Below are 23,222 nucleotides of genomic sequence, written 5' to 3' on the forward strand. Positions count from 1 at the left end.
AGGGGAGATGTGGGGCCTCTCACAGCAGACCAGTGAACCTTGTGGTTTACTCGTGACCGACGGGTGACCCCCTGGAAACAGCGCCGTTCGACGCACCCTCATCGAACGCCACTATCTCAGTACCGCTCGAATCCCCCGAAGGGTCCCCGCATGGTCGCCCAAGCTGTTGAGCCCAACCTTCCCGCTGACCGGTTCGCCGGCGATGCCGTCTTCGACCTGCATCGCGGCGGCAAGATCGAGGTGACGTCTTCGATCAAGGTCACCGACGCCGACGACCTGTCGAAGGCGTACACCCCCGGCGTGGCCCGGGTCTGCACCGCGATCGCCGAGGATCCGTCCTTGGTACGACGCTACACCTGGAAGTCCAACGTGGTCGCGGTCGTCACGGACGGTACCGCCGTACTCGGTCTGGGTGACATCGGTCCCGCCGCGTCCCTGCCGGTGATGGAGGGCAAGGCGCTGCTGTTCAAGGAGTTCGGCGGCGTCGACTCGGTGCCGATCGCGTTGGACTGCACCGACGTGGACGAGTTCGTCGAGACGGTCGCGCGGATGGCGCCGACCTTCGGCGGCATCAACCTCGAGGACATCTCCGCGCCGCGCTGCTTCGAGATCGAGCGCCGGCTCAAGGAGCGCCTCGACATCCCGGTCTTCCACGACGACCAGCACGGTACGGCGGTCGTCGTGCTCGCCGCCCTGCGCAACGCGCTGCGGGTGACGGGGCAGAACGGAACACCCAGGCCGATCGAGGACATCCGCGTGGTGATCTCGGGCGCCGGCGCGGCCGGGGTCGCGTGCGCGCGGATCCTGCTGCAGGCGGGCGTCGGCGACCTCGCGGTCGTGGACAGCAAGGGCGTGCTGCACGAGGATCGCCCCGACCTGAACCCGGTGAAGCTGTCGCTCGCCCGGGACACCAACACCGGCGGCATCTCCGGCCGGCTGGTCGACGCGCTGGCCGGTGCGGACCTGTTCCTCGGGGTGTCCGGCGGCACGGTCCCGGAGGAGGCTGTCGCGCAGATGGCCGACGACGCGATGATCTTCGCGCTGGCGAACCCGAATCCCGAAGTACACCCCGACATCGCGCACCGGCACGCCGCGGTGGTCGCGACCGGGCGCTCCGACTTCCCGAACCAGATCAACAACGTGCTGGCGTTCCCCGGCATCTTCCGCGGCGCCTTCGACGCCAACGCCTCCCGCATCACCGAAGGCATGAAGCTCGCCGCGGCGGACGCCCTGGCCGGCCTGATCTCGGCGGACGACCTCCGCCCGGACTACGTCATCCCGTCGCCCTTCGACGAGCGTGTCGCACCGGCGGTCGCGGCCGCCGTCGCCGCCGCTGCCGTGACGGACGGCGTCGCCCGGCCCTGAGGTCTTAGGTCCTAGCTACGGACCACCATGCGCTCCCACCAGTGCGCGGCGCGGTTCAGCATGTCGACGTCGTGGCCGCCGGCCTGCACGTACCCGGTCATCGCCAGCCGCGAGTAGACCGCTGACATCGCGCCGCGCCCGGAGCCGTCGTACCACCCGTCGCGACGGATCGGGTCGTCGCCCGTGCCCGGGAACGTGGTCCGCTCCAGGTCGAGCCAGGGGAAGTCCGCACCGACCGGGAGTTGCGTGGCCTCGATGAACCGGTGCGTGTACCGGACCTTCTCCTCCAGCCCGAGCCAGAACAGGCCGGGCGCGAGGACGGCGCGCGGGGGCGTACCACGCCAGTACGACGCCTGCCACGCCGGCGCCTGCGGCACCATGACCAGGTTGTCCCGGACGGCCTGCAACGCCGTACCCATCTGGGCGATCGCGTTGGGTGACCATCCGTAGGTGATCAGGTACGGGTGCTCGCCGGTCTCCTCGCCGATCTGGTACGTCGCACCGTCCAGCGGGAACCCGGCCGGCGCGCCGGCGTAGACCAGTTCCGGATCGATCTGTGTGGTGCCGAGCAGGTGCCGGGTCCCGGCGGCAGCGGCGTCGTTGTACGTGCTGGCGTGGAACCGGCCGTACCCGACGGCGAGCGCGCGAACCGCGGCGTACTGGTCCAGCGACAGCATCGCGGGCGCCCAGTGCTCGACGTCCCAGGTGCCCATGTTGCCGTCGTCACCGGCCACGAAGTGCGGGAAGGCGCCGACGTACCGGTCGTTGCGGAACAGTTGGACGGCCTCCTGGCGGGTGTACTGCAGGGCTGCCACGCGATCCAGGATCGCGCGCGCCGCGGTGTCGGCCGCCTGGATGCGCGCCTCGTCACCGGAGCGCTGCTCGAGGTACCGCGCGTACCCGACCAGCAGTTCGGCACGCCCGCTCAGGGTCCTGATGTCACCACTGCGCAACACGGTGTCCGGGCGCGTGGCGTACAGGTCGAGGAGCGAGGTCAGGTACCTGTCCAGGTTGCTGAGCAGTCGCGCATCGCCTTGCAGATAAGGGCTCCGTAGCAGTTGCAGGGCGATGTCGGTGTTCATGTGGGTCGGACGTTGCGCCAGGATGTAGCCGAGCAACTCGTCGGCCGTACGGCGCTGTTCCGGGTTGCCGGTCACGTCGTAGATCGCCGCCAGCGCCGCGAACGCGTGCGTCGCACCCTCGAACCCGGGACCGGTGGAGACACCGTCGGCGGTGATCTGAAGGTAGGCGCCGGCGACCTGCGAGGTGGTCGCGGCCGGGGCAGGAGCGGCTGGTCCGATCAGCAGGGCGGCGGTCACGCCCGCGGTCACCAGAGCGCGGAGCATCGGTCCTCCTCAGGGGAATTACGGTCAAGGCCGTTAATCGCGGATCAAACCACACGACCGTCCCGCTGACCAGATCTCGCGGCCCGCGGGCGTGAAGTCGGTAACTGACGTGATGCGGACCAGCGCCTAAGGTGGTTCGCATGCTTGCTGCTTATGCCGCCAAGTTCGACACCGACAACCCGATCGCCGCGCTGGAAGTCGGCGAGCGGCCCGACCCGGTCGTGCCCGACGGGTGGGTGACGATCGACGTACGGGCGACGGCGCTCAATCATCACGATCTGTGGTCGCTGAAGGGCGTCGGGCTGGCCGAGCAGAGCCTGCCGATGATCCTCGGGTGCGATGCGGCCGGCGTGGACCCGGACGGGAACGAGGTCGTCGTGCACGCGGTGGTCTCGGACCCAGCATGGAAGGGCGACGAGACGCTCGACCCGAAGCGGTCGCTGCTGAGCGAGCGGTATCAGGGCACTCTCGCGCAGAAGGTCGCCGTACCGGCCCGCAACGTCGTACCGAAACCGGCCGGGATGAGCTTCGAGCAGGCCGCGTGCCTGCCGACGGCGTGGCTGACGGCGTACCGGATGTTGTTCACGCAGTCGGGGCTGAAGCCGGGCGACACGGTGCTCGTACAGGGTGCGGGCGGTGGCGTCGCGACCGCGCTGATCACGCTCGCGCGGGCCGCGGGGATCCGGGTGTGGGCGACCAGCCGGGACGAGGGCAAGCGCGCCAAGGCGCTCGAGATCGGCGCGCACGACGCCTTCGAGTCCGGCGCGCGGCTGCCGGAGCGGGTCGACGCCGTGATGGAGACCGTCGGGCAGGCGACCTGGTCGCATTCGCTCAAGTCGCTGAAGCAGGGCGGCACGCTGGTGATCTCCGGCGCGACGAGCGGTCAGGCGCCGAAGTCGGCCGAGCTGAACCGGATCTTCTTCCTGCAGCTGCGGGTGCAGGGGTCGACGATGGGCACCCGGACGGAGCTCGCGGAATTGGTGCAGTTCATGGCGAACGCCGGGATCTCACCGCACATCGACACGGTGCTGCCGCTCGCCGACGCGCGGACCGGCTTCGAGAAGATGAACGCGGGTGACGTGTTCGGCAAGATCGTTTTTACTGTTTAAATGCAGCCCGAGATCAGGCCGGTCACGGCTGAGGACGCCGTGGCCGGAGCGTGGTGTCATCTGCTCTGCTGGCGGGAGGCGTACGCCGGTCTGGTGCCGGCCGATGTCCTGCTCGAGCGGACGTCCGACATCGACCGCCGGACCGAGCGCTGGACGACGCCGCTCGGTGCGGGCCGGCAGCGCTGGATCGCGCTGAACCCGGACCCCGGCGCCGCGGTCCAGGATCGCGTGGCAGGCTTCGTCGGCACCGGTCCGGGCCGGGACGAGGACTCGCCGGTGCCGTTCGAGCTGGAAGCGATCTACACCCGGCAGGCGTTCTGGAGGACCGGGCTGGGCGCCCGCCTGTTCGACGTTGCCGTGGGCAAGCAGCCGGCGTTCCTGTGGGTGTTCGAGGGCAACGCGCGGGCGCGATCCTTCTACCAGCGACAGGGATTCGCGCCGGACGGCGCCGACAAGCACGACCCGTACTTCGACCTGCGCGAGATCCGGATGGTCCGCCACTAGACGTGCGCCAGTGCCACCGGCACTCATGTGACACCTTTCGGGTACGACGTTTCACGGCTGAAACATTCGCGTCGCACCGGGGCAACGCAGCGGGGTCACTCTGTTCCTACCGATCCGCCCGATCGATGAGGAGCAGGGGAGCCCATGAGGCCTACTTTGACGGTGATCGTTGACCCGGTCGACAACTGGATGGCGAAGGCCGCGTGCGTCGGCCACGCGCCGTCGTACGACGAGACGGCCAGCCAGTGGGAGCAGCGCAAGGCCCAAGCCATCTGCCTGACGTCCTGCCCGGTGATCGACCAGTGCCGTGAGTGGGCCCGCCGGACGAAGTTCACCGGCACCGCCGCGGGCGAGAAGTTCCTCGCCGGCCGCCGCCGCGGCCGCCCCGGCCCGCAGGAACGCCGTACCCGCCCCTCGATCATCGAGGAGCAGCAAGCGAGCTAGGACCGCATCCCGAGCCACTGCTCGGCGTCCCAGGCCTCGAACCGCTCCACCTCGACGAACCCCAGCTTCGCTGCCAGGCGCATCGAGCCGCGGTTGGCGGTCTGGGTGGCGAGCACGACCGGTTCGCCTGGCAGGGCGCCGCCGAGCCAGTCCAGCGCCGCCGCGCAGGCCTCGCCGGCATACCCGAATCCCCACGCCTGCGGCAGGAACAGATAACCGAGGTCGAGCTTTCCGACGGCGGCCGGACGATGCCGTGTCGCGCGGCGGAGCAGCACCTGGCCGATCATCGATCCGTGGAGCTCGACGACGAAACTCCCCGGCCACCGCTCGGGCACCACGGGCAGCTCGCGTTCGAGCTCGGCACGGGGCCGGGGTCCGCCGAGGTAGGTGTGCACGTCGGGCGAGGAGAGCAATTCGATGAACGCCGCCCGGTCCCGCGCAGCGGGCTCGCGGAGCACGAGCCGCTCGGTCTTGATCGGCTCGGGTGGCCAAGGCACGAGTCCCAGAGGTTCCACCCGCCGCACGCTAACAAACCTGCTCAGACCTTGATCAGCTCGTCGGCGCGGTCCGCGTCGGCGGGGTCTGTCGTGGTACGGCGGAACGGGGCGGTGATCGTGGGGACCAGTTGCTCGCGGTTGTGGATCGCCGCGCCGATCGCGAGCACGAGGTAGATCACGCTGATCACGTACCGCCCGGTCTGCCCTGGGACGGCGAACTGGACCGCGAACAGGCCCAGCAACGTCCACGCCGCCCAGCGCGGGAACCGCAGGTTCAGCAGGATCGCGAGTCCGAGCAGTGTCTGCGTGGCGGTGAGCAGGAACTCCTCGATCTGCCGCCCGTCCAGGTGCAGGGCCGCTCCTCCGCCGCCGATCCCGTACGCGATCGGCAGGCTGCCGATCAGCAGGGTCCACTGGTTCACCTTGGCGGAGATCAGCAGCCCCAGTGCAGCTGCACCCTTGCCCCGCCACGCGAACAGCAGCGCCACGATGAACTCCGGTGCCTCGGACGCCAGCGGCGCCAGCCACTGCACCAGCAGGAACTGGTCGATCCCCAGCGCCTGGCCGCCCGCGACCAACGAGTCGGCGAACGGCTCCGCGGCCGCCAGGATCACCCCGGCGGCGGCGACGAACATCGCGGTCACGGTGATCCGCCGGGTGACCTTCGGCAGCGCGCCGATCGTCGCGGCCGGCCCGATCAGGTCCGGCTCGTCGCCGTGGCCGCCGGTCGCCGCGCGGTACAGGTAGAAGGCGAAGAACGCGAGCAGGGCGAGCCCCAGCAGCAGGTGGATCTGACCGGTCACCGGGATCACGAACGCGACGACGCCCGCGACGGCCAGGAAGCCCAGCTCGCGGCGGTAGCCCGAGTCGAGGACCAGGGCCTTGACGGAGCGTCCGCTGCGCCGCGAGGCGACGTACAGGCTGATCAGGACGACGCTCGACCAGCCGAGGCCGAGGAGCAGGCGGTTCGATCCGGTCATGTTGGCGGCGGCGTACTGCACGTACTCCGGGTTCGAGCCGGCGGTGTGGGCGAAGTACAGATCCACGGCGTACTCCGGGAGCACGGCGATGACCGCGAGCAGGGCGATCGCCAGGCCGCCCGCGATGTCCATCTCGGCCGCCTCCGCCGCCCACGCCAGCACGAACGACGCGGCGACCACGGCGAGGCCGAAGATCAGGATCGACGCCGGCGCCGGGGGATGAGTGCCGGCGAGCCGCAGGACGACCGCGGGGATCGCCACCGCGAGCAGCAGGAGCACTGGGCGGACCGCTCGGAACATGGTTCCAGCCTGACACCGTTTTGATACTTTCGCAATTGCGAAAGTATGAGACCGTCCTCACGACGGCCCGGCGGACTGCCCGGAGACCGGTCCACCGGTCACAATGACTGCGCGATGACCAACCCTGAACCGACGAAGGCGCAGCTCGAATCCGCCGCGGGCACCTTCGCCATGCTCTCCGCACCGGTCCGGCTGCACCTCGTGTCGCTGGCCGCCCAGGGCGAGTACGACGTCGGCACCCTGGCGGAGCGGGTCGGCGTGAGTATCGCCACCGCCAGCCAGCACCTCGGCAAGCTCCGGCTCGCAGGCATCATCACCGCCCGCCGCGAGGGCCGCCGCCACATCTACACCGTCGACGACCCGCACGTGCTCAACCTGGTCGACCAGATCTTCGAACACATCGCCCCCGACGGCTCCCTGGCCCCCGACCCACCCCGCCGCACCCGCCCACCGCACACCGACTGACGGCGAACCTCCACGCACGCAAAACCCCGCTGGAGCGGGATGTCAGGGCCCGTTTGAGCCACTTCTGTATGCGTGGCGGTTCATCCTGAGCCGCGGTGAGGACCACAAGCCGATGCCCTCCGCCACGGCCCCCGTACGGGTGCCGTGGCGGAGGGCATGCGGTCGGGTTAGTCGTCCTCGTCGTCCAGGCGGGCGAGCCAGGTGGCGAAGCGTTCGACGGGGGTTTCGAACTCGGGGTTCAGGTCGACGAACTCGCGTAGCCGCTCGGCCACCCACGCGAGCGTGACGTCCTCTTCGCCACGCCGCTTCTCGAGCTCCTCGATGCCGCGGTCGGTGAAGTACATGTCAGCTGAACGCCTGCTTCAGCAGCGTCGCCTGCTCGGTGCCGTGCACACTGTGCGAGCCGACCGCCGGGGCGGACATGGCCGGCCGGGACACCCGGTAGAACGGCTTCCCGCCCAGGTGCTCGGTCAGGTTCAGCGCCATGAACGGCCACGGGCCCTGGTTCGCGGGCTCGTCCTGGACCCAGCGGATCTCGGTCGCGTTTCCGTACTTCGCCAGCTCGGCGACGATCTCCTCGTGCGGCAGCGGGTACAGCTGCTCGACGCGAACGATCGCGGTGCTGATCTTGTCCGGCTCGACCTTCTTCCGCTCCGCGAACAGGTCGTACACGATCCGGCCCGACGCCAGGATGACGCGCTCGACGGCACCCGCGTTCGCCTCGGCCTCGGCGTCGCCGATCACCGGCCGGAACGTGCCGTGGGTCAGCTCCTCCGGCTGCGACACCGCCTCCTTGCGCCGCAGCAGCTGCTTCGGCGTGAAGACGATCATCGGGACGTGCTCCTCGCCGAGCGTGTGCCGGCGCAGCAGGTGGAAGTACGACGCCGGCGTCGACGGCTGCGCGACGGTCATCGCGTTCTCCGCGCAGAGCTGGAGGAAGCGCTCGATCCGGGCCGAGGTGTGGTCCGGGCCCTGGCCCTCGTAGCCGTGCGGCAGCAGCAGCACGACGCCGGACTTCTGGCCCCACTTCGCCTCACCGGACGAGATGTACTCGTCGATGACCGACTGGGCGCCGTTCACGAAGTCGCCGAACTGGGCCTCCCACAGCACCAGCGCCTCCGGCCGCGCCACGGAGTACCCGTACTCGAAGCCGAGGGCGGCGTACTCGCTCAGCAGGGAGTCGTAGACGTGGAAGTTGGCCTGGTTCTCGTCCAGGTGCTGCAGCGGGACGTGGTCCTGCCCGGTAACCCGGTCGATGACGGCCGCAAACCGCTGGACGAACGTTCCGCGGCGGCTGTCCTGTCCGGCGAGCCGAACCGGGCGGCCGTCGAGCAGCAGCGAGCCGAAGGCCGTGATCTCCGCGCTCGCCCAGTCCAGCGGACCCTCGGTGATCGCGTGCGCCCGGCGCTGCAGCTGCGGCTGCACCTTCGGGTGCACGGTGAAGCCCTCCGGCAGCGTCGTGTACGCGTCGGCGATCTTCTTCAGCACCTCGCGGCTGATCGCGGTCGCGTCGGGGCCCTCCGGCTTGTCCGGGTAGACCGGGACGGTGACGTACGGCGCCGGCGTCTCGGGCTCGTTCTTCGCGTTCCGGACCTCGGCGAACACCCGCTCCAGCCGCTGCTGGTAGTCCTGCATCGCCTGCTCGGCCTCTTCGATCGTGATGTCGCCACGACCGATCAGGGCCTCGGTGTAGAGCTTGCGGACCGAGCGCTTCTGCTCGATCAGGTCGTACATCAGCGGCTGGGTGAAGCTCGGGTCGTCGCCCTCGTTGTGACCGCGGCGGCGGTAGCAGACCAGGTCGATGACGACGTCCTTGTTGAACGCCTGCCGGTACTCGAACGCCAGGTCCGCGACCCGGACGCAGGCCTCGGGGTCGTCGCCGTTCACGTGGAAGATCGGCGCCTGCACCATCCGCGCGACGTCGGTGGAGTACATCGACGAGCGCGACGAGGCCGGCGAGGTGGTGAAGCCGACCTGGTTGTTCACGATCACGTGGATCGTGCCGCCGGTCCGGTATCCGCGCAGCTGGGACAGGTTCAGCGTCTCCGCCACCACGCCCTGACCGGCGAAGGCCGCGTCACCGTGCACCAGCACCGGCAGCACCGGGAAGGCGGCTCCGCGGTCCAGGATGTCCTGCTTGGCCCGGGCGATGCCCTCGAGCACCGGGTCGACGGTCTCCAGGTGCGACGGGTTCGCCGCCACCGAGACCTTGATCTTGTCGCCGAACTCGGAGACGAACTCACCCTCGGCGCCCAGGTGGTACTTGACGTCACCGGAGCCCTGCACGGTCCGCGGGTCGATGTTGCCGTCGAACTCACGGAAGATGTGGCTGTAGGACTTGCCGACGATGTTCGCGAGCACGTTCAGGCGGCCGCGGTGCGCCATCCCGATCACGACCTCGTCGAGGCCTGCGCCGGCCGCCTCCTCGCAGAGCTCGTCGAGCAGCGGGATGGTGGTCTCCGCGCCCTCGAGCGAGAACCGCTTCTGACCGACGTACTTGGTCTGCAGGAAGGTCTCGAAGGCCTCGGCCTCGTTCAGCTTGGCCAGGATCCGCAGCTGCTCCTCGCGCGGCGGCTTGGTGTGCGGGCGCTCGACCCGCTCCTGGATCCACTTGCGCTGCTCGGGGTCCTGGATGTGCATGTACTCGATACCGGTGGTCCGGCAGTACGAGTCGCGCAGGATGCCGAGGATCTCGCGCAGCTTCATGAACTTGCGGTCCACGCCGCCGAACGAGCCGGTGGCGAACTCGCGGTCCAGGTCCCACAGCGTCAGCCCGTGGGTGGCGACGTCGAGGTCCGGGTGGCTGCGCTGCTTGTACTCCAGCGGGTCGGTGTCGGCCATGATGTGGCCGCGCACCCGGTAGGCGTGGATCATCTCGAGGATGCGCGCCTGCTTGGAGACGTCCTCCTCGTGGCTGTGCGGGAGGTCGGCGGCCCAGCGGATCGGCTCGTACGGGATCCGCAGGCTCTGGAAGATCTCGTCGTAGAAACCTTCCTGGCCGAGCAGCAGCTGGTGGATCCGGCGCAGGAACTCACCCGACTGGGCGCCCTGGATGATCCGGTGGTCGTACGTCGAGGTCAGCGTCATCACCTTGCTGACCGCGAGCTTGGCCATCGTCTCGTCGGCCGCGCCCTGGTACTCCGGCGGGTACTCCATCGCGCCGACGCCGATGATGCAGCCCTGGCCCTTCATCAGCCGCGGCACCGAGTGCTGGGTGCCGATCGTGCCGGGGTTGGTCAGGCTGATCGTGGTGCCCTGGAAGTCCGGCAGTGCGAGCTTGTTGTCCCGGGCCCGGCGGACGATGTCCTCGTACGCCATCCAGAACTCGGCGAACGTCATGTCCTCGGCGGCCTTGATCGACGGCACCAGCAGCTGCCGGGTGCCGTCCGGCTTCTGCATGTCGATGGCCAGGCCGAGGTTGATGTGGGCCGGGTTGACCAGGGTCGGCTTGCCCTCGGTCTCGTCGTACGACGCGTTCATCTCCGGCAGCGTCTTCAGCGCCTTCACCAGCGCCCAGCCGATCAGGTGGGTGAAGGAGACCTTGCCGCCGCGGGCGCGCTTGAGGTGGTTGTTGATGACGATGCGGTTGTCGATCAGCAGCTTGACCGGGACCTGGCGGACGCTGGTCGCGGTGGGGACCGTGAGGCTGGTCTCCATGTTCTGCGCCGTCCGCGCGGGCGCGCCGCGCAGGATCTGCCGCTCGGAGTCCGCACTGGTCGCGGGGGCGGGCTTGGGCTGGGCGCTGGGCGGCTGGTTCACCGTGCCTCCGGTCGGGGCGCCGGACTGGGCCGGTGCTTGCTTCGCTGCTGGCTGATTCTGTGGCGCCGCCTTCGCGGCGGCCGGAGTGGGCTGGGCAACGGCGGTGCTGGCCGCGGGTGCGCTCGAGGCCGGCGCGGACGTCGCCGTACCGCGGCCCGGCGCCTCGGGGGTCTTGTTGTCGGACACCGCGTCCGGCCGGGGAGCGTCGGCCGGGGTGGTCGTCACCGGCTTCGCGTCACCTGGCTTGTCACCCGGCGTCTCGCCGGGCTTGTACGTCTTGAAGAAGTCCAACCACGCCGGATCCACCGAATTCGGGTCCTGCAGGTACTTCTCGTACAGCTCGTCGACCAGCCATTCGTTCGCACCGAAGGCTGCTAGGGGATTGGTGTCTGATGGCTCGGTGGCCACTTGGCAGTTCGCCTCTTCCGATTTCGGGTCCGGTACCACGGTGGTTAATGCTGATGTTATGGGTGGTGTCCCAAGCAAAGGCTAATAGCACGCGGACCACTTCCACAGCCGGGGACCACCGGACCAGTGTGTCGAGTGGTCGCCCCCTGGCGACCGGATCCGCCGAGGCCTGAAACACTGCCCACAAAGGTGTTTCAGGCCACAGCCGTTCCTCTCACCCGCCGCCGGTGGCGTGAGGAACCGCCACACCTGCGGGACCCCTTGCAGATGTGGCTTTCCGCCGCCGTTCCGGCCCCTGCCGATCGGCTGCCCTGAGCGTGACTGCCCACTGTATGCAGTCGTTCACTCACCCCTGGTGACGATCACGACTGCACAATCATGTGGCCAACATCACGTACCGGATCAGTCCACACGGGCATGATTGGCCTTCATCGACTCAGGCCGGGACGGCGGTCACCCGCTGCTCGTCGAGCGTGCGGAGTTGCGGTGCGGTGTGGGCGCTGGAGACGGCGGCCGACCGCGGCGTCTGCCAGATCTTCTCCAGGACCTGGACGAAGGCGGCCGCGTCGGAGCGGCTCTCGAAGTCCAGGTCGACGTACACCGTGGTGGGGTCGTCGGCGGGCCGGCTGATCCGGTGGCCGAGGACGTGATGGTCCTGGCGGGCGCGGTCGTAGCGGTCGAACGCGGCCTTCCAGGCGTCGTAGTCGTGGATGGTGTTCTCGAGATGAAGTGTGATCATGCGACCAGCGTGCGGCGGCCGGGGTGTGCCCGCCCATCCCCGATCCTGGGGATCTTCCGTACGCTCGCGATGTGCGGGATCGGATGGAGCGGCTGTGCTCCGGTGAGCTCGACGCCAAGGTGCTGCGTGAACGTGCGCTGACCGAGCTGCGGCGGGTGGTGCCGTTCGACGGGCATGTGTGGGCGCTGACCGATCCGGTGTCGCGGGTGGGTACGTCGCCGTTGGCCGACGTACCGGGGGTGTCATGGGCGGAGCTGCCCGGGCTGGTGCGGGCGCGGTACGCCGGGGTGGGGACGCGGTGGACCGATCTGCTGGACTCCGGTGCCGTGGTGCGGTCGCTCGGTCCCGGCGAGCAGGTGGGGTGGCGCCGTCCCGGTGTCGTCGACGTCCTGACCGCCGTCTTCGCGGACCGCTTCGGCTGCTGGGCGTGGCTGGATCTGTGGCGTACGACCTGCGACGCGTTCACCGCGGAGGAGTGCCGGCTGGTCGAATCGGCGCTGCCGCCGCTGACGGCCGCGTTGCGCGCCGCGCAGGCGCGTACCTTCGGCGCCGCACCGGCGACGGCTGAGGCGGTCGGGCCGGCGATCCTGCTGCTCGGGCCGGACCTGCGGGTGCGGGTCGGGACGGAGGCGGCGCGTGCGGCCTTGCATCGGCTCAACCCTCCCGACGACCCCTCGGTGGTCGAGCAGGCGATTCCCGCGGCGGCGTACAACCTCGCCGCGGCCCTGATCGCGGACGAGGACGGCGTTCCGGTGGGGCCGCCGTGGTCGCGGGTGCACCTGGGCGCCGGGCGCTGGCTCACCCTCCGGGCCGCCCGCGCGGCCTCCGGCCCCGAGGCCGACATCGCCGTGAGCATCGAGCGATCGACTCCGGACGAACGGCTGGAGGTCTTCGCCCTCGCCCACGGCCTCACCCGCCGCGAATGCGAGGTCCTCGCCGAACTGGCCACCGGCGCCGACTCGCGCCGGATCGCCGAGCGCCTCGTCCTGTCCGACCACACCGTCAACGACCACGTCAAGGCCATCCTCGCCAAGACCGGCGCCCACACCCGTCCCACCCTCCTCGCCCGCGCCTCCGGCACCGGCTGAGCGGCCGCCGTACGGCGCTGAGACTCCGGCGCGCGGCATACTGACCGAATGGCGCTGACGGATGAGGCGATCGTCAAGATCAAGGAGATGATCACCTCGGGGGAGCTGGGGCCGGGGGATCGACTGCCGAAGGAGGCGGATCTCGCGGCCCGGCTGGGGTTGTCGCGGAACTCGCTGCGGGAGGCGGTCAAGGCGCTCACGCTGGTCAACGTGCTGGACGTCCGGCACGGTGACGGCACGTACGTGACCAGTCTGGACTCGGCGCATCTTCTGGACGCGCTGAGCTTCATGGTGGATCTGCACCGCGACGACTCGGTTCTGCAGTTCTTCGAGGTACGGCGGTTGCTCGAACCCGGCGTCGCCGCGCTGGCCGCGACCCGGATCTCCCCGGAAAAGGTCACCGAACTGCGCCTGCTGTGCAGCGACCTCACCCCGGACGCGGGCGTCGAGGAACTGGTCGCGAACGACCTGCGGTTCCATCGCGGGATCGCCGAGGCGACCGGGAACCAGGTGGTCTGCTCGCTGCTCGACGGCGTCTCCGGCGCGACCCAGCGGGCCCGGATCTGGCGCGGTGTCACCCAGGCCGGCGCGGTCGAGCGGACGCTGTCCGAGCACGCCGCGATCCTGGACGCCATCGAGATCGGCGACGCGGAGGCCGCCCGGGCCTGGATGACCGCCCACATCGCCGGCGTCGAGACCTGGCTGCGCAAGGCCCCGTAGGGGTACAGAGGAGGTATGGCTGTTCCGATCGGCGAGCCTCCTCCGCCGCGCAGCGCGTTGACGTTGCGGATCGTGCTGTCGGTGTTCGGCCTGTGTCTGTGGATCGCGGCCGCCGTGCTGTTCGCCGTGCTCGGTCTCCCGGCCGGCTGGGTGATCGCGTTCTGCGTGCTCGCGGTGGTCGCCGCGGTCGACCTGCTGGTCGTTGCCCGGCGCAAGCTTTCGGAAAATAGTTGATCGGGCCGGACGGCGGCCCGTATCCTGATCGGCGTCCCATTCCCGGCGTCAGGGGTCCGCGTTGTAACTCCGAGGTCTTTCTCTTCAGTCGATCGATCGCCACCGCTTCTCGGTGCGCGATCTCGTCCGAGACCTCGTTGGGAGTGCAACGTCCATGAGCTTTTCCCTGTCCTGTACCGATCTCTTCTTCGCCTGGCCCGACGGCGAGGTGCTGTTCGACGGCCTGACGTTCGTCGCCGGTCCGGTACGTTCCGGACTCGTCGGCCGCAACGGCGCCGGCAAGTCGACGCTGCTCAGGCTGATCGCCGGCCGGCTCACCCCGCAGCGCGGGTCGATCCGGGTGAGCGGTGAGCTCGGGTACCTGCCGCAGGACCTGACCCTCGACACGTCGCTGCGGGTCGACCAGGCGCTCGGCATCGACGCCGTCCGCCGGGCCATCACGGCCATCGAGTCGGGTGACGCCTCGGAGGAGAACTTCGCGGTCGTCGGCGACGAGTGGGACGTCGACGAACGCGCCGAGGCGCTGCTCGGCAAGCTCGGCCTGGGCGCGATCGGCCTCGATCGCAACGTCGGCGAGCTGTCCGGCGGCGAGACGATCCTGCTCGGACTCGCGGCCGAGCTGCTGCGGCGTCCCGACGTACTGCTGCTGGACGAGCCGACGAACAACCTCGACCTGCGGGCGCGGCGGCAGCTGTACGACGCCGTGGACCAGTTCCGCGGTGCGTTGGTGATCGTCAGCCACGACCGGGAGCTGCTGGATCGGGTCGACCAGATCGGCGACCTGCGCAAGGGCGAGGTCACCTGGTACGGCGGCAACCTGACCGCGTACGAGGAGGCGGTCGCGATCGAGCAGGAGGCCGCGGAGCGGATGCTGCGGGCGGCGGAGGCCGACGTACGGAAGCAGAAGAAGGACCTGATCGACGCGCGGATGAAGATGGATCAGCGCCGGGCCCGGGGGCAGCGCGCCTTCGAGCAGGGCGGGATCCCGAAGATCGTCGCGGGCGGGCTGAAGCGGTCGGCGCAGGTGTCGGCCGGCAAGCACCTCGGGATGCAGTCCGAGCGGCTCGACTCGGCGCAGGAGGCGCTCGCGGACGCGGAGGAGAAGGTCCACGACGACGAGACGATCCGGGTCGACCTGCCGAAGACCGCCGTCCCCGCGGGGCGCGTGGTGCTGCGGCTGGAGGACCATGTGCTGCGGACCGGGGCTCACGTCGACCTTGAGATCCGAGGGCCGGAGCGGATCGCGCTGACCGGGCCGAACGGCGCCGGGAAGACGACGCTGCTGCAGTCGGTGGTGGCGGGCGAGCTGCCGGTGGTGCCGTTCCGGTACCTGCCGCAGCGGCTCGACCTGTTGCGGGACGACCTGTCGATCGTGGACAACCTGGCGCTGCTGGCTCCGAGCACGGAGAACCAGGAGCGACGGGCGCGGCTGGCGCGGTTCCTGTTCCGCGGGCGGGCGGCGGATCAGCTGGTCAGCACGCTGTCCGGTGGCGAGCGGTTCCGGGCGACGCTGGCGGCGCTGCTGCTCGCGGAGCCGCCTCCCCAGCTGCTTATGCTGGACGAGCCGACCAACAACCTCGACCTGTCGAGCGTGGCGCAACTGAAGGACGCGCTGGCGTCGTACAACGGCGCCCTCGTCATCGCGAGCCACGACCTGCCGTTCCTCCGCGACATCGGCATCACCCGCTGGTTGGAACTAACCCCTGAGTTCCTCACCGCCACAGACCCCCTCTAACTGCCACCCGACGCGGTATCCGCCCCAACTCTCACGACTCAGCGGGTGATGGGCCGTCGGGGCTTGCGGGCACGGACGACGAACACGGCGGTGGCTGCGAGTAGTAGTGCGACGAGTGTTATGCCGCCGCCGACGAGGCCGATCGGGACGGCACTCATCGACTCGACCCACGCGGTGTCCGGGTCGCCGTCGCAGTGGCAGGGGGTCACCTGATCGGCGATCAGCCAGGTGACGAATCCGACTGACACGGCCGCGAACGGTGAGGCCACGACGAAGGCGATTCCGAGGATCACCGGGGCGTCCTGACGACTGGGCACACCGGAAACTACCGCAGCGAAGGGCCGGTTTGCCCTGCACCTGGCCTCGCGCACGACCCCTACGGAGTAGGTGCGTCTTCCCGGAGGAGACCCGCCGACTTCAGGTCCGTCCACAGCCCTGTCGGGACCTCGGTGCGCGCGAGCGCGGCGTTGGTGTGGACCTCGTCCGGCGTACGGCAACCCACCGCGATCCCCGCGACGGCGGGGTGGAGGAGCGGGAACGCCAGCGCCGCCGCGGGCAGCGTGGTGCCGTGCGCCTCGCACACGTCCGCGAGCTTGTTCGCCTTGTCGATCAACGTCTGCGCCGCGGGCTCGTAGTTGAACGTGGTCCCCGGCGCCGGCCGCGGCTGCGACATCAGGCCGGAGTTGAAGATGCCCACAGCAACGACCTGGACGTCGTTGTGCAGGCAGGCCGGCAGTACGTCGTCGAGACCGTCCGGATCGATCAACGTGTACCGGCCGGCCAGCATGATCACGTCGATGTCGATCTCCCGCACGAACCGGGTCAGCATCGCCGACTGGTTCATGCCCGACCCGATCGCGCCGATCACGCCCTGGTCCCGTAGCTCGATCAGCGTCGGGAACGCGGTCGCGACCGCCTCCTCGTAGTGGTCGTCCGGGTCGTGCACGAACACGACGTCCAGCCGGTCCGTGCCGATCCGGCGCAGCGAGTCCTCGATGCTCCGCAGTACGCCGTCCCGCGAGAAGTCCCATCGCCGCCGGCGCGTCGTCTGGATGTCGAAACCCTCGTCGTCGGACGCCTCGGTCTCCGCCGAGTAGATGATCCGCCCGACCTTGCTCGACAGGACATAGGAATCCCGTGGCTTGTCCCGCAGCGCGAGGCCGAGCCGCTCCTCCGCGAGCCCGAGGCCGTAGTGCGGGGCGGTGTCGAAGTACCGCCAGCCCTCGTCCCAGGCGGCGTTCACCGTGGCGACGGCGTCGGCCTCGTGCACCTCGCCGAGCAGGTTGCCCAGCGGCGCACCGCCGAGCCCGATCCGCTGGCCGTCACCGAAGAGCTTCATGAGCGCACCGCCGGGAGGCGCAGGTTCTGCATGCCGCCGTCGACCGCGAGCGCCGTACCGGTGGTCGAACCGGACAGCGGGCTGGCCAGGTAGGCGATCGCCGCCGCGACCTCGTCAGCCGAGACGAGCCGGCCCATCGGCTGCCGCGCTTCGAGCGCGGCGCGTTCGGCGTCCGGGTCCGCCGCGAGTTCGAGCAGCCGCCCGACCCACGGCGTGTCGGCCGTCCCCGGGTTCACGCAGTTCACCCGGATCCGCTCGCGGACGTGGTCCGCGGCCATCGCCATCGTCAGCGCCAGGACTGCGCCCTTGCTGGCCGAGTACAGCGCGCGGTTCGGCAGGCCGGCGGTCGCGGCGATCGAGCAGGTGTTGACGATCGCGGCCGCCTCCGACTTGCGCAGGTACGGCAGCGCCGCGCGGGTCACCCGGGCGATGCCGACCACGTTCACGTCCAGCACCCGGTGCCATTGGGCGTCGTCGTTCGCGGTGACGTCGCCCTGCGCGCCGATACCGGCGTTGTTCACCACGATGTCGATCCCGCCGAGCCGCAGCGCCGCGGCGGCGATCGCGTCCCGGACCGAACCGTCGTCGGTGACGTCCGCGGCGATCCCGGTCAGCGGCTCGGGGACGTCGGGCTTCAGATCGAACACGACCACCTCGGCGCCGCGGGCCGCCAGCAACCGGGCGGCCGCCAGCCCGATCCCCGAGGCGCCTCCGGTCACCACGGCCCGCAGGCCGTCGAAATCGGTCACTTGTGCTCCCTTGTCAGGTCCGTCCAGATCTTGCCACCCGGGTACCGGAACCCGGCCAGCGTCTCGGCGTCCATCTCCGCGCCGAACCCGGGCCGCACCGGTGCCACGTAGTGCCCGTCCCGGATCACCACCGGGTCCAGGAAGTGCTCGTGCAGGTGGTCGACGTACTCGATCACCCGGTCGTCCGTCGATCCGCTCACCGCGACGTAGTCGAACATCGACAGGTGCTGGACCAACTCACACAGTCCTACCCCACCCGCGTGCGGGCACACCGGGACACCGAATTTCGCCGCCAGCAGCAGGATCGCGATGTTCTCGTTCACGCCGGCGACCCGGGCCGAGTCGAGCTGCAGGAACGACAGCGCGCCGGCCTGCAGCAGCTGCTTGAAGACCACCCGGTTCTGCACGTGCTCGCCGGTCGCGACCCGGATCGGCGCGATCGCCTTCGCGATCGCCGCGTGCCCGAGGACGTCGTCCGGGCTGGTCGGCTCCTCCACCCACCAGACGTCGTACGGCGCCAGCGCCTCGATCCAGCCGATGGCGTCCGCGACGTCCCAGCGCTGGTTCGCGTCGATCGCGATCCGGATGTCCGGCCCGACGGCCTCGCGGGCCAGCCGCATCCGGCGGACGTCGTCGTCCAGGTCGGCGCCGACCTTCAGCTTGACCTGCGTGAACCCCTCGGCGACCGCCTCGTGGCAGAGCCGGACCAGCTTCGCGTCGTCGTACCCGAGCCAGCCGGGCGTCGTCGTGTACGCCGGGTACCCGTGCTCCCGCAGGACCGCCTCCCGCTCGGCGCGACCGGGCTCGGCCTTGCGCAGGATGTCCAGCGCCTCGTCCGGCGTCAGCGCGTCGGTCAGGTACCGGAAGTCGACCAGGTCGACGATCTGCTCCGGCGTCAGGTCGGACAGCAGCTTCCACAGCGGTACGCCGGCGCGCTTGGCGGCCAGGTCCCACACCGCGTTCACGACCGCGCCGATCGCCATGTGCATGACGCCCTTCTCGGGGCCCAGCCAGCGCAGCTGCGAGTCGTGCACCAGCGACTTCCAGAACCCGCCGAGATCGTTCAGCGTGGCGTCCAGGTCGAGCCCGACGACGTGGTCGCGCAGCGCCTCGATCGCCGTGGTCTGGATGTCGTTGCCGCGGCCGATCGTGAACGCGAACCCGTGCCCCTCCAGCCCGTCACCGGCGTCCGTCCGCAGGATCAGGTAGGCCGCGGAGTAGTCCGGGTCGGTGTTCATCGCGTCGGAGCCGTCCAGCTCGAGCGAGGTGGGGAAGCGGACGTCGTACGTCTCGAGTTCGGTGAATCGTGGCATCGAGGACCCGATCTGCTGCGTGGGCGGACTGTCGCGGTGAATCCTATAGGATATGGGGCTCGCAGGATAGGTGGCGCCGATCGCCAGGCCATCACAATCGGGCCCCGCGGTCGGCGCCCCGCGGGCGGAGCGCGTGGGGTGGCGATTGTGATGGCTTGGCGGTCGCCCACGTAGAGTCGGGGTGTGGTGGACGAGCGCGAGGGAGTACTCCGGCTGGGGAGGCGGTCGTTCGGGCCGGGTGAGTTCGCGGTGATGGCGATCATCAACCGGACGCCCGACTCGTTCTTCGACCGCGGCGCGACCTACGCGACCGATGCGGCGTACGCCGCGATCGACAAGGCGGTCGCCGAGGGCGCCGACCTGGTCGACATCGGCGGCGTCAAGGCCGGGTACGGCGAACCGGTCAGCGAGAGCGAGGAGCTCCGCCGGACCGTGGACTTCGTGGCCGGTATCCGGGCCCGCCACCCCGAGCTCGTGATCAGCGTGGACACCTACCGCAGCGGTGTCGCCCGCCGGGTCGCGGAGGCCGGCGCGGACCTGATCAACGACACCTGGGCCGGCGCCGACCCGGACCTGGTGAACGCGGCCGCCGAGGCCGGAGCCGGACTGGTCTGCAGCCACGTCGGCGGCCTCTCACCGCGCACCGATCCGCACCGGATGGCGTACGACGACGTGGTCGCGGACGTGATCCGTACGACGACCGCGCTCGCGGACCGCGCGCTCGCGGCCGGGGTACGGCGGGACGGGATCCTGATCGACCCGACGCACGACTTCGGCAAGAACACGCTGCAGTCGCTGGAACTGACCCGCCGTCTGGACGAACTCGCGGCCACCGGCTGGCCGGTCCTGGTCGCGGTGTCGAACAAGGACTTCATCGGCGAGACCCTCGAGCTCCCGCCGGGGCAGCGCGGCAACGGGACGCTCGCCGCGCTCAGCGTCTCGGCCTGGCTCGGCGCCCGGGTCTTCCGCGTGCACGACGTACCGGCCGCCCGCCAGGCCCTCGATTTCATCGCCGTCCTGCGCGGCACCGCGCAGCCCGCCGGAACCCGAAGGAGCCTGGCGTGATGCGCCGACTCGACGACCTCGGCGACGAGGAACTGATCGCGATCTACGAGGTGGCGGACCGGAAGGTCCCGCACCTGCGGGCGAACTTCGTCAGCAGCCTCGACGGCGCGGTCGAGATCGACGGGCAGTCGAAGGCGCTGTCGAGCGACTCCGACAGCCGCGTCTTCAGCGTGATCCGGCGCCTGGCCGACGTCGTCCTGGTCGGCGCGGGGACGATCCGCGACGAGGGCTACAACCCGCTCAAGCTGTCGGCGAAGGCGCGCACCTGGCGTACGGCGGCCGGTCTCGCCGAGAACCCGACACTCGCGATCGTGTCGTCGCGGCTCGAGCTGAGTCCGGTGAACCCGGTGTTCCAGTCCGCCGTACGGCCGATCGTCGTGACGCACGCGGCCTCGCCGCCCGATCGCCGCGAAGCGCTGGCGGAGGTGGCCGAGGTCCTCGTGCTGGGGGAGGCCGCGGTCGATCTGCCCGCGGTCGTCCAGGAGTTCGCCGGTCGCGGGTTGACGCAGGTCCTGTCCGAGGGCGGACCGCATCTGCTGGGCGCGTTGACGGAGGCCGATCTGGTGGACGAGCTGTGCCTCGCGCTGGCTCCGTTGCTGGCCGGGCCGGGAGCCGGCCGGATCACGGCCGGTGCTCCGACGACGTTGACCAAGCGGATGAAGCTGGAGTCGACGCTCACCGCCTCTGACGACTACCTGTTCTTCCGCTACCTCCGGGAGGCCTGACCCGTGCCAGTCGTTGCCGCCGCGGTCTGCCCGCACCCGCCGCTGCTCGTGCCCGAGGTCGCGTCCGGCGCGGCGCCCGAGCTCGACGTCCTGCGCGCCGCCTGCTTGGCCGCGATCGACACGCTGGCGACCGCGTCCTCGGTTCTGGTGGTCGGATCCGGAAACGACGGGGCGTACGACGGGGCAGCGGGCGGATCGTTCGGCGCGTACGGCGCTCCGGGTGTGCGGATCGGGACGGGGCCCGCGGTCCTGCCGTTGTCGCTGGCGATCGGCGGCTGGCTGCTCGAACAGAGCAAGGCCGCCCGGCTGCCTCGGACCTATCGCGCCGTGCCGGCCGCCACCGCGCCCGGCGAGTGCGTGCGCCTCGGCCGTGAGATTGCTGCCGGCAACGATTCGGTCGGCCTGCTGGTCATGGGCGACGGTTCCGCGCGACGCAGCGAGCACTCACCCGTCCACCTGCATCCGCGCGCGGAGATCTTCGACACCACGGTCGCGAACGCGTTCCAGACCGACGATCTCGACGTACTCGAAGCGCTCGATCCGGACCTGGCCGCCGAGCTGCAGGCGGCCGGGCGGGCTCCGTGGCAGGTGCTCGCGGGTGCGCTGCGGGGGACTGGCCTGGCAGGCGAGCTGTCGTACGAGGCGGCGCCGTACGGCGTCGGGTATTTCGTCGCGAGCTTCGCCTAGTCCGATTCCACTGCCACAGCGGGCCACCGGTCCGCGGTGGCGGCCAGGTCGTCCCGGTCGGCTGCCCGGAGTTGCTCGACCAACTCGGTGCGGGCCTGTCGTACGGCGGCGAGTGCCTCGTCAGCTGTCGGGTGCGGACCCGACCAGTTGCAGACGGCGTCTCCGGCGTACCAGTCGCCCGTGCTGGAACGCCGTACGTGTGCCGTCGCGAGGCGGGCGGCCGGCAGTGGTACGTCGGCCAGCTGGACGACCGCCTCGACGGCGACCACCTCGGCGGTCAGGTCGAGCAGCGGGCGCAGCTCGACGGCGTCTGTGAGGACGAACTCGTAGCCGGCCGGTGCCCGCTCGCCCAGCCAGGCCAGTGCCTCCTGTGCGGTGTCGTGCAGCAGCTGGGCGTTCTCCGGGTCGGCGAGCGTGTGCACTCCGCACTGCCGGGTGTGCGTCGGGCGCAGTTCGTTCTGCCACAGGCGGACCTGCAGTTCGTCGCGCCCGGACAGTCGCCGCCCGAGGATCCGTGCCAGGCCGACGACGTCGAAGTTCAGCTCGTCCGTCGTCCGCCGTCGTCCCGGCACGGGTGTTTCGCCGGGCCGTGTCCCCCGAGTGGTCCACGGGCCGACGTGCCAGCGGGTCAGAGCCGTCATGGCGACGACCCTACCCGCGGGATCAGGCGGACTTGGCGGGTGCGGGGACGTCGAACGTCTTCGCGAGGTCGGTGAGGATGGACCAGGCGCCCTGCAGACCGACCGCCGTCATCCAGGTGACGTCGGACACCTCGTGGACCTTGGGGGCGAGCGGCTTCCACAGCGGGTTCGCCTTGAACTGGGCGGCGGTCTTGGCGCTCAGGCCCTTCTCGTCGGCGTACACCGTGACGAAGATCGCGTCCGCGTCGGCGTCCTTGATCCGCTCCGGGCTGATCTCCAGCGCGAAGTCCTCGACGTCCTGCGACTTCGGCCGGGCCAGGCCGGCGTCCTTCAGCACGATGCCGGAGAAGCTCTTCTTCTGGTACAGCCGGGTCGGGCCGTCGATGAACCGGGTGATCGAGATGGTCGGGTTCCCGGCCTTGGCGTTGATCGCGTCGCCGACGGTCTTCGCGGCCTTCTCGTACGCCGCGATCTCCTGCTCGGCCAGCTCCTCCTGGCCGACCGCCTTCGCCTCCATCCGGATGTTCTCCTTCCAGGTGGCGCCGGTGGTCTCCGACATGATCGTCGGGGCGATCTTCGACAGCTGCTCGTACTGCTTCTCGTGCCGGACCTTGGCGGAGATGATCAGGTCCGGGTTCAGCGCGGCGATCTTCTCCAGGTTCGGCTCGGCCAGCGTGCCGACGGCCTGCGCCTCGGAGCCGTACTTCGTCCGGTCGTCGCCCAGGTAGTCCGGCAGGCTGCCCTTGATGCTGCGGTACTCGGTGTAGCCGACCACCGGGGTGTCGAGGATCAGCGTGGCGTCGACGTAACTCGCGTCGAGCGCGACGACCCGCTTCGGCTTGGCCGGGATCTCGGTCGTGCCCATCGCGTGCTGGATGGTCCGCGGGTATCCGGCGGACGAGTTCGCGGCCTCCGGTGACTCCTCGTCGGAGGATCCGCCGCAGGCGGTGAGGGCGAGCGCGGCGGCGGCGAACAGCGCGGTGACACGAGGCAGGCGGGACAGACGCATA

At 70.2% G+C, this 23,222-nt stretch carries 24 protein-coding genes; 12 read left to right on the forward strand and 12 right to left on the reverse strand.

Annotated elements, in window-relative coordinates; all coding sequences use genetic code 11:
• The first annotated feature begins 150 nt into the window (after positions 1-150).
• On the forward strand, positions 151-1,365 hold the full coding sequence (locus BJY22_RS15935; RefSeq protein ID WP_167207570.1) for an NAD(P)-dependent malic enzyme: 1,215 nt from the start codon (positions 151-153) through the stop codon (positions 1,363-1,365).
• A gap of 11 nt (positions 1,366-1,376) precedes the next feature.
• Here the strand turns inward: BJY22_RS15935 and BJY22_RS15940 are convergent, their stop codons facing one another.
• Positions 1,377-2,711: a hypothetical protein gene (locus BJY22_RS15940; protein ID WP_167207572.1), complete on the reverse strand. Its 1,335-nt coding sequence runs from the start codon at positions 2,709-2,711 to the stop codon at positions 1,377-1,379.
• 140 nt (positions 2,712-2,851) lie between these two features.
• On the opposite strand from BJY22_RS15940, the gene BJY22_RS15945 reads away from it, so the two are divergent.
• The 3 genes from BJY22_RS15945 to BJY22_RS15955 all read left to right on the forward strand — a co-directional run bounded on the left by BJY22_RS15945 (position 2,852) and on the right by BJY22_RS15955 (position 4,768).
• Entirely contained in the window at positions 2,852-3,820 is a 969-nt protein-coding gene (locus BJY22_RS15945) for a zinc-binding dehydrogenase (RefSeq protein ID WP_167207574.1), read from the forward strand.
• The gene (locus BJY22_RS15950; RefSeq protein WP_167207576.1) at positions 3,821-4,324 is read left to right on the forward strand and encodes a GNAT family N-acetyltransferase; all 504 of its coding nucleotides are present in this window, start codon (positions 3,821-3,823) and stop codon (positions 4,322-4,324) included.
• Positions 4,325-4,468: 144 nt separating this feature from the next.
• Positions 4,469-4,768 carry a WhiB family transcriptional regulator gene (locus BJY22_RS15955; RefSeq protein ID WP_167207578.1) on the forward strand — a complete coding sequence of 100 codons (300 nt, stop codon included), beginning with the start codon at positions 4,469-4,471 and terminating at the stop codon, positions 4,766-4,768.
• Here the strand turns inward: BJY22_RS15955 and BJY22_RS15960 are convergent.
• Both BJY22_RS15960 and BJY22_RS15965 read right to left on the reverse strand, forming a co-directional pair.
• Positions 4,765-5,283 carry a GNAT family N-acetyltransferase gene (locus tag BJY22_RS15960; RefSeq protein WP_167207580.1) on the reverse strand — a complete coding sequence of 173 codons (519 nt, stop codon included), beginning with the start codon at positions 5,281-5,283 and terminating at the stop codon, positions 4,765-4,767. The genes BJY22_RS15955 and BJY22_RS15960 overlap by 4 nt on opposite strands.
• A 23-nt stretch (positions 5,284-5,306) precedes the next feature.
• Entirely contained in the window at positions 5,307-6,545 is a 1,239-nt protein-coding gene (locus BJY22_RS15965; RefSeq protein WP_167207582.1) for a sodium:proton exchanger, read from the reverse strand.
• Between the two features lie 114 nt (positions 6,546-6,659).
• On the opposite strand from BJY22_RS15965, the gene BJY22_RS15970 reads away from it, so the two are divergent.
• The gene (locus BJY22_RS15970; protein ID WP_141853206.1) at positions 6,660-7,010 is read left to right on the forward strand and encodes an ArsR/SmtB family transcription factor; all 351 of its coding nucleotides are present in this window, start codon (positions 6,660-6,662) and stop codon (positions 7,008-7,010) included.
• A gap of 167 nt (positions 7,011-7,177) precedes the next feature.
• On the opposite strand, the gene BJY22_RS15975 is transcribed toward BJY22_RS15970, so the two are convergent.
• The 3 genes from BJY22_RS15975 to BJY22_RS15985 all read right to left on the reverse strand — a co-directional run bounded on the left by BJY22_RS15975 (position 7,178) and on the right by BJY22_RS15985 (position 11,916).
• Positions 7,178-7,354 carry a DUF6104 family protein gene (locus tag BJY22_RS15975; protein ID WP_167207584.1) on the reverse strand — a complete coding sequence of 59 codons (177 nt, stop codon included), beginning with the start codon at positions 7,352-7,354 and terminating at the stop codon, positions 7,178-7,180.
• A 1-nt stretch (position 7,355) separates the two neighbouring features.
• Positions 7,356-11,177 carry a multifunctional oxoglutarate decarboxylase/oxoglutarate dehydrogenase thiamine pyrophosphate-binding subunit/dihydrolipoyllysine-residue succinyltransferase subunit gene (locus tag BJY22_RS15980; RefSeq protein WP_337758734.1) on the reverse strand — a complete coding sequence of 1,274 codons (3,822 nt, stop codon included), beginning with the start codon at positions 11,175-11,177 and terminating at the stop codon, positions 7,356-7,358.
• Between the two features lie 436 nt (positions 11,178-11,613).
• Entirely contained in the window at positions 11,614-11,916 is a 303-nt protein-coding gene (locus BJY22_RS15985) for a hypothetical protein (protein ID WP_167207588.1), read from the reverse strand.
• Between the two features lie 71 nt (positions 11,917-11,987).
• On the opposite strand from BJY22_RS15985, the gene BJY22_RS15990 reads away from it, so the two are divergent.
• The 4 genes from BJY22_RS15990 to BJY22_RS16005 all read left to right on the forward strand — a co-directional run bounded on the left by BJY22_RS15990 (position 11,988) and on the right by BJY22_RS16005 (position 15,693).
• Positions 11,988-13,004, forward strand: a complete 1,017-nt coding sequence (locus BJY22_RS15990) for a LuxR C-terminal-related transcriptional regulator (protein WP_202891131.1) — start codon at positions 11,988-11,990, stop codon at positions 13,002-13,004.
• A gap of 48 nt (positions 13,005-13,052) precedes the next feature.
• On the forward strand, positions 13,053-13,724 hold the full coding sequence (locus tag BJY22_RS15995) for a FadR/GntR family transcriptional regulator (RefSeq protein ID WP_167207590.1): 672 nt from the start codon (positions 13,053-13,055) through the stop codon (positions 13,722-13,724).
• Between the two features lie 15 nt (positions 13,725-13,739).
• Positions 13,740-13,958: a DUF6343 family protein gene (locus BJY22_RS16000; protein ID WP_167207592.1), complete on the forward strand. Its 219-nt coding sequence runs from the start codon at positions 13,740-13,742 to the stop codon at positions 13,956-13,958.
• A gap of 154 nt (positions 13,959-14,112) precedes the next feature.
• Entirely contained in the window at positions 14,113-15,693 is a 1,581-nt protein-coding gene (locus BJY22_RS16005; RefSeq protein WP_167207594.1) for an ABC-F family ATP-binding cassette domain-containing protein, read from the forward strand.
• Positions 15,694-15,731: 38 nt separating this feature from the next.
• Here the strand turns inward: BJY22_RS16005 and BJY22_RS16010 are convergent, their stop codons facing one another.
• The 4 genes from BJY22_RS16010 to BJY22_RS16025 are packed head-to-tail and all read right to left on the reverse strand — an operon-like array spanning position 15,732 to position 19,094.
• Positions 15,732-16,010: a hypothetical protein gene (locus BJY22_RS16010; protein ID WP_167207596.1), complete on the reverse strand. Its 279-nt coding sequence runs from the start codon at positions 16,008-16,010 to the stop codon at positions 15,732-15,734.
• Positions 16,011-16,069: 59 nt separating this feature from the next.
• Positions 16,070-17,032 (reverse strand): aldo/keto reductase, encoded by a 963-nt coding sequence (locus BJY22_RS16015; RefSeq protein ID WP_167207598.1) that lies wholly within the window; start codon positions 17,030-17,032, stop codon positions 16,070-16,072.
• Positions 17,029-17,781, reverse strand: a complete 753-nt coding sequence (locus BJY22_RS16020) for an SDR family oxidoreductase (protein ID WP_167207600.1) — start codon at positions 17,779-17,781, stop codon at positions 17,029-17,031. Before BJY22_RS16020 ends, BJY22_RS16015 begins: the two co-directional genes overlap by 4 nt.
• Entirely contained in the window at positions 17,778-19,094 is a 1,317-nt protein-coding gene (locus BJY22_RS16025; RefSeq protein WP_167207602.1) for an L-fuconate dehydratase, read from the reverse strand. Before BJY22_RS16025 ends, BJY22_RS16020 begins: the two co-directional genes overlap by 4 nt.
• A 252-nt stretch (positions 19,095-19,346) precedes the next feature.
• On the opposite strand from BJY22_RS16025, the gene folP reads away from it, so the two are divergent.
• Genes folP through BJY22_RS16040 form a run of 3 tightly spaced genes read left to right on the forward strand, consistent with a single transcriptional unit; the run spans position 19,347 to position 21,571 of the window.
• Positions 19,347-20,159 carry a dihydropteroate synthase gene (gene folP, locus BJY22_RS16030; protein ID WP_167218284.1) on the forward strand — a complete coding sequence of 271 codons (813 nt, stop codon included), beginning with the start codon at positions 19,347-19,349 and terminating at the stop codon, positions 20,157-20,159.
• A complete protein-coding gene (locus tag BJY22_RS16035; RefSeq protein WP_167218286.1) occupies positions 20,159-20,884 on the forward strand; it encodes a pyrimidine reductase family protein in 726 nt (241 codons plus the stop codon). Before folP ends, BJY22_RS16035 begins: the two co-directional genes overlap by 1 nt.
• Before the next feature lie 3 nt (positions 20,885-20,887).
• Complete coding sequence (locus BJY22_RS16040) at positions 20,888-21,571, forward strand: class III extradiol ring-cleavage dioxygenase family protein (RefSeq protein ID WP_167207604.1); 684 nt, start codon at positions 20,888-20,890, stop codon at positions 21,569-21,571.
• Here the strand turns inward: BJY22_RS16040 and BJY22_RS16045 are convergent.
• Complete coding sequence (locus tag BJY22_RS16045) at positions 21,568-22,212, reverse strand: hypothetical protein (protein WP_167207606.1); 645 nt, start codon at positions 22,210-22,212, stop codon at positions 21,568-21,570. The genes BJY22_RS16040 and BJY22_RS16045 overlap by 4 nt on opposite strands.
• Positions 22,213-22,234: 22 nt before the next feature.
• A complete protein-coding gene (locus BJY22_RS16050; RefSeq protein WP_167207608.1) occupies positions 22,235-23,221 on the reverse strand; it encodes an ABC transporter substrate-binding protein in 987 nt (328 codons plus the stop codon).
• Position 23,222 lies beyond the last annotated feature (1 nt).

The organism is Kribbella shirazensis, assembly GCF_011761605.1.
Classification (GTDB): Bacteria; Actinomycetota; Actinomycetes; order Propionibacteriales; family Kribbellaceae; genus Kribbella; species Kribbella shirazensis.

What these genes read in the sequence shown, in the direction of transcription:
- BJY22_RS15935 (WP_167207570.1), top strand. Translation starts at nt 151, where the DNA reads ATGGTCGCCCAAGCTGTTGAGCCCAACCTTCCCGCTGACCGGTTCGCC.
- BJY22_RS16015 (WP_167207598.1), bottom strand. Translation starts at nt 17,032, where the DNA reads ATGAAGCTCTTCGGTGACGGCCAGCGGATCGGGCTCGGCGGTGCGCCG.
- BJY22_RS16050 (WP_167207608.1), bottom strand. Translation starts at nt 23,221, where the DNA reads ATGCGTCTGTCCCGCCTGCCTCGTGTCACCGCGCTGTTCGCCGCCGCC.
- BJY22_RS16000 (WP_167207592.1), top strand. Translation starts at nt 13,740, where the DNA reads ATGGCTGTTCCGATCGGCGAGCCTCCTCCGCCGCGCAGCGCGTTGACG.
- BJY22_RS15940 (WP_167207572.1), bottom strand. Translation starts at nt 2,711, where the DNA reads ATGCTCCGCGCTCTGGTGACCGCGGGCGTGACCGCCGCCCTGCTGATC.
- BJY22_RS15995 (WP_167207590.1), top strand. Translation starts at nt 13,053, where the DNA reads ATGGCGCTGACGGATGAGGCGATCGTCAAGATCAAGGAGATGATCACC.
- BJY22_RS16045 (WP_167207606.1), bottom strand. Translation starts at nt 22,212, where the DNA reads ATGACGGCTCTGACCCGCTGGCACGTCGGCCCGTGGACCACTCGGGGG.
- BJY22_RS15965 (WP_167207582.1), bottom strand. Translation starts at nt 6,545, where the DNA reads ATGTTCCGAGCGGTCCGCCCAGTGCTCCTGCTGCTCGCGGTGGCGATC.
- folP (WP_167218284.1), top strand. Translation starts at nt 19,347, where the DNA reads ATGGCGATCATCAACCGGACGCCCGACTCGTTCTTCGACCGCGGCGCG.
- BJY22_RS16035 (WP_167218286.1), top strand. Translation starts at nt 20,159, where the DNA reads ATGCGCCGACTCGACGACCTCGGCGACGAGGAACTGATCGCGATCTAC.
- BJY22_RS15985 (WP_167207588.1), bottom strand. Translation starts at nt 11,916, where the DNA reads ATGATCACACTTCATCTCGAGAACACCATCCACGACTACGACGCCTGG.
- BJY22_RS15970 (WP_141853206.1), top strand. Translation starts at nt 6,660, where the DNA reads ATGACCAACCCTGAACCGACGAAGGCGCAGCTCGAATCCGCCGCGGGC.
- BJY22_RS15945 (WP_167207574.1), top strand. Translation starts at nt 2,852, where the DNA reads ATGCTTGCTGCTTATGCCGCCAAGTTCGACACCGACAACCCGATCGCC.
- BJY22_RS15955 (WP_167207578.1), top strand. Translation starts at nt 4,469, where the DNA reads ATGAGGCCTACTTTGACGGTGATCGTTGACCCGGTCGACAACTGGATG.
- BJY22_RS15950 (WP_167207576.1), top strand. Translation starts at nt 3,821, where the DNA reads ATGCAGCCCGAGATCAGGCCGGTCACGGCTGAGGACGCCGTGGCCGGA.
- BJY22_RS16025 (WP_167207602.1), bottom strand. Translation starts at nt 19,094, where the DNA reads ATGCCACGATTCACCGAACTCGAGACGTACGACGTCCGCTTCCCCACC.
- BJY22_RS16005 (WP_167207594.1), top strand. Translation starts at nt 14,113, where the DNA reads ATGAGCTTTTCCCTGTCCTGTACCGATCTCTTCTTCGCCTGGCCCGAC.
- BJY22_RS15975 (WP_167207584.1), bottom strand. Translation starts at nt 7,354, where the DNA reads ATGTACTTCACCGACCGCGGCATCGAGGAGCTCGAGAAGCGGCGTGGC.